The 3761-nt window shown below is 43.3% G+C and carries 5 protein-coding genes and 1 pseudogene; 2 read left to right on the top strand and 4 right to left on the bottom strand.

Annotated elements, in window-relative coordinates; genetic code table 11:
- Nucleotides 1-114: 114 nt before the first annotated feature.
- From AC4II3_RS31885 to AC4II3_RS31875, 3 genes and pseudogenes are all read right to left on the bottom strand, one after another.
- Nucleotides 115-465 (bottom strand): DUF5615 family PIN-like protein, encoded by a 351-nt coding sequence (locus AC4II3_RS31885; protein ID WP_293019810.1) that lies wholly within the window; start codon nucleotides 463-465, stop codon nucleotides 115-117.
- 8 nt (nucleotides 466-473) lie between these two features.
- Nucleotides 474-803, bottom strand: a complete 330-nt coding sequence (locus tag AC4II3_RS31880; RefSeq protein WP_488012043.1) for a DUF433 domain-containing protein — start codon at nucleotides 801-803, stop codon at nucleotides 474-476.
- Nucleotides 804-920: 117 nt separating this feature from the next.
- Nucleotides 921-1124, bottom strand: a pseudogene (locus AC4II3_RS31875) (hypothetical protein); the annotation flags it as partial.
- Nucleotides 1125-1239: 115 nt separating this feature from the next.
- Here AC4II3_RS31875 and AC4II3_RS31870 point away from each other — a divergent pair.
- The gene (locus AC4II3_RS31870; RefSeq protein ID WP_488012041.1) at nucleotides 1240-1887 is read left to right on the top strand and encodes a bifunctional 4-hydroxy-2-oxoglutarate aldolase/2-dehydro-3-deoxy-phosphogluconate aldolase; all 648 of its coding nucleotides are present in this window, start codon (nucleotides 1240-1242) and stop codon (nucleotides 1885-1887) included.
- A gap of 97 nt (nucleotides 1888-1984) precedes the next feature.
- Nucleotides 1985-2458, top strand: a complete 474-nt coding sequence (locus AC4II3_RS31865; RefSeq protein ID WP_488012039.1) for a L,D-transpeptidase — start codon at nucleotides 1985-1987, stop codon at nucleotides 2456-2458.
- 48 nt (nucleotides 2459-2506) lie between these two features.
- On the opposite strand, the gene AC4II3_RS31860 is transcribed toward AC4II3_RS31865, so the two are convergent.
- A complete protein-coding gene (locus AC4II3_RS31860; RefSeq protein ID WP_488012037.1) occupies nucleotides 2507-3688 on the bottom strand; it encodes an McrC family protein in 1182 nt (393 codons plus the stop codon).
- Nucleotides 3689-3761: the final 73 nt, after the last annotated feature.

Genomic DNA, 3761 nt, shown 5'->3' with positions numbered 1-3761 from the left:
TCAGTGGTAGAGCACACCCTTGGTAAGGGTGAGGTCACGAGTTCAATCCTCGTCACGGGCTTTTAAGCATAAATTTCCGAATATTTACCGAATTGTACAGTGACTAATTATTGGTCACAAAGGCAAATACAGGACAATTCCCTTCCATTCTGCTTGCTCACTACAATCGATCAGTAGTAGTAATTCATCAATTGCCTGTCGAATTGGCATTCGATCATTGACGACAAAGATTCCCGCCATCGACTCTCCTGAAACTAGGCGGTTGTAGGCAAAATCTGGCATCGTTGCACGATCATGAGTTAGAAGGATACGTCCATTAATTGCTGCCCAAGCTAGAATCGCTGGATCATCTACTTCTCGCAACCCAACATCTTGAACCCGTAGTAGGTCAAGATTGGGTTGACGCGAAAACAGCCCTCGAACAATGTCACCGTTGAAATTCTCATCGCTCAGCAAACTCAGCATAACCGTTTCTACTGATTCTGCTGAGATAGCAAACGGGTACGAATTGAGCTGAGATCAGGTTGGATACTAGACAAACGTTGCTCCACTGATTCAGCTAACTGCTCTCTCTGATTTAAGTATGTTTCTACCGCATCTTGGTGTCGAAGGTAGTAGCCAATTGTATTGTAAACATCGGACAAAGATAGAGTCGAGTATCGATGCACAATAGACTCAGGAGATGCACCATCTTGAAACGCTCGAATAACAGTCTCTAGCAAAACCCTTGAATTTCCAACTCGAATCGCTCCGGTTTCATCTTCTCGCAGAGGAGGTGTCTCACGTTCCAAAACTAGGCTCATAGATTAACTTTCCGCGCATCCAGTATAAAACCATCGTAACTTACGTGACTAGCGCAATTGCTCAGTAAACTTAAAAACACTGTCTCAAAATTGGGCGTTGCTGAATATCGAAATGGTTTAACTATAAAGGGGAATTTTATGATAATTTAAATAATAAATAAGAAGCCTAATTGATAAATCCAAGATTTTATTGATGCAAAGCGCGAGTGGGGAGAGACTCCCAAGACCTTGCTGCATCGGTTGTTCAAATATAGAGTAGCACAGAGTGCGTCGATGTAGTCTTGCTAAATAATGTCTCAATCTTGTATTTTCATTTTCTATATATAGTCATATAAATTTTATGAACCCAAGTTGCTAGTTATCCAGATGCGATTTGACCGTAGGTCACGCTACGGGAACGCACGAGGGTGTTGAGGTTAACTAATGGTAACTAGAATTGAGGACTGATAACTGGTTAAACCTATTACGACAGCAGCGAGTAATTGCTGTGATTCGAGCATCCTCGAAATCCCTAGGAGAGCAGATGGCTAAGACAGTAGCCACTGGGGGTATACGGTTAATTGAAATTACCTGGAATAGCGCTGATGCTCCTGAGCTGATTAGTCAGCTCCATAGAGAATTACCCAACTGTATCATCGGTACTGGCACGATATTAAACCAATCTCAGTTACATCAAGCAATTGATGTTGGAGCGCAGTTTATCTTTAGTCCCCATGTGGATACAGCAGTTATTAAAGCAGCGGTAGCTGCTAATGTGCCAGTGGTTCCCGGAGCACTTTCCCCCACAGAAATTGTGACAGCTTGGGATGCTGGTGCTAGCTGTGTTAAGGTGTTTCCGATTCAGGCGGTCGGTGGTGCTAGTTACATCAAAGCCTTACTTGGTCCACTCGGTCACATCCCTTTAATCCCTACTGGTGGTGTTACGATAGACAATGCTCAGGAATTGATTAATATCGGAGCGATCGCTGTCGGTCTTTCTGGGAATTTGTTTCCTCAATCCCTGATTGATGGGGGGAATTGGAATGCGATCGCAAAACGAGCAAAACAGCTAAAGCAACGATTAGCCCCTGATTCTCTGAGTTGAGGCTATGATATGGGTGATTTATTTGATTGACTGCTAAGGTTATATGTTTTTCCACTGGCTAAGTCCCTTAAGAACCTGGTTTGCCAGTTTCCCACTGATGCTAATCGCCTTGGCTGTCTGGACAACACCAGCGTTGACCAATCCTGTGAGTGAGCAAATCGCTACCAGAGTGATGGAACTACAAGATTCAGAGGAACGCTGGATTGAGATAGACTTAACCAATCAAAGGCTGATTGCTTGGGAAGGTAGACAACCGGTTTATGCAATAATTGTCTCTACTGGTAAAGATTCAACACCTACCCATCCTGGTACATTCACGATTCAATCCAAGCGTCGCAAGGACAGAATGCGTGGTGCAGATTACGATCTGGCCAATGTACCTTATTCGATGTATTACCACCGGGGCTATGCTATCCATGGGGCATACTGGCATCGTAAGTTTGGTACGCCAGTAAGTCATGGCTGTGTCAATGTAGCTGTGGATCATGCTGAGTGGTTATTTGATTGGGCGTCTGTAGGAACACCAGTCGTGATTCATCAGGGCGTTGAGGAATTGGCCAATGATGAATGATATCAAGTCTGTTGAATCATGAGTCACTCTACCTGTAGGGTTTGTTTCCTATTTCTGGGTAAGTCCTGTTAATTTTTTTAAAAATAGTTCACCAGCTTCTTCCAAATTCCCATCCAGAGAAAATGTCAAGCTGCGGACTCGAATATCACGAATTTTAACATCAAGGGGTTGAGTTAAAGGAGCTGGATATACTAAAACTGCCTCTTGGCAATCTTGTGTGATGGCATAGATTACTACTTGGTTAAAGTCATCACGAGATGGACTAATAGGGATTTTATACTTAGTATCGAGAATGCAGTATGTTTTCTCAGTCGCCACCTCGTAAAGTACTAAATCAATGTAAAAATATAATGTCTTGTCGATGTCTACTCTTTCGAGTATCTTAATGCCAAAGCCAGTAGGTAAGTGCGATTTTAACCATTCAGCTACAAAGCGTTCATAGAGTTTTGCCATGTTAAGTAGAAAGGGCAACATGGTATGACTACCTGTTTGATGACTTGGTCCGCTGTGTTCGAGAAAAAAGCGGCAAAGAGCATGTAACCTTTGGTAATTCTGATTGAGCCGATTATAGTTTCGTCCGATACAATCCCTAGCACTATAAGGTTGTAGGGTGACAAGGTTTTGTAGGGCATGATAGGCTTGGCGCAACATGGGACTTACTTTAGCGCTATACAAACCCGTGCGACAGATACAGTGGAGTGTCCAGGCGATAATCTGATTATCTTCGATGTCACTAGTGTGTTGGTCGTAATGGCAGTTAAGTTTAATATCCCATGGCTTCTGGATAGTTTGCTGTACATCCAAACGCCCCCGAAGGTATGCTAGTTGACCAGTTGTAGGGATGTAGGTGCGGTAGAGTCCTTGGCGAATGCGATCGCGTATGCCATTAATGAGGATACTGACCAGGTAATCGTAAAATTCTTCTAGAGATTTACAATCAATCAACCCCTCTAGAATCTGAAAGCTTCTAAGGTTATAAGCATAGTCCAGCATTCCGAAAAGATTGTTTAGGGGGACTTTCGGCTGGAGTTGGATGCTGAGTTCATTGGTTAGGGGAATATAACCTACCCATCCTTGAGAGGTTAGTTGCCAGTAATCCCCGGTTTTAGAGTATTCAAGATTTACTGTTACCTGATTGCTGTATTTTTGCAATTCATCGATTACCGATTCTGGAATCTGGTAGCGTGGGATCTTATCTGGCTGATACTCCGTTAGTTTGATTATAGTCATTTGTTATAGCGCTACGCCCAGGGAACAGGGAATAGGGAATAGGGAATAGGGAATAGGGAGTAGGGAGTAGGGA

This window comes from Moorena sp. (genome assembly GCF_982860115.1).
This window is presented reverse-complemented; position numbering and strand designations above follow the sequence as displayed.

Coding starts and splice junctions, on each gene's coding strand:
- AC4II3_RS31885 (WP_293019810.1), bottom strand. CDS start 465: ATGCTGAGTTTGCTGAGCGATGAGAATTTCAACGGTGACATTGTTCGA.
- AC4II3_RS31860 (WP_488012037.1), bottom strand. CDS start 3,688: ATGACTATAATCAAACTAACGGAGTATCAGCCAGATAAGATCCCACGC.
- AC4II3_RS31880 (WP_488012043.1), bottom strand. CDS start 803: ATGAGCCTAGTTTTGGAACGTGAGACACCTCCTCTGCGAGAAGATGAA.
- AC4II3_RS31865 (WP_488012039.1), top strand. CDS start 1,985: ATGCTAATCGCCTTGGCTGTCTGGACAACACCAGCGTTGACCAATCCT.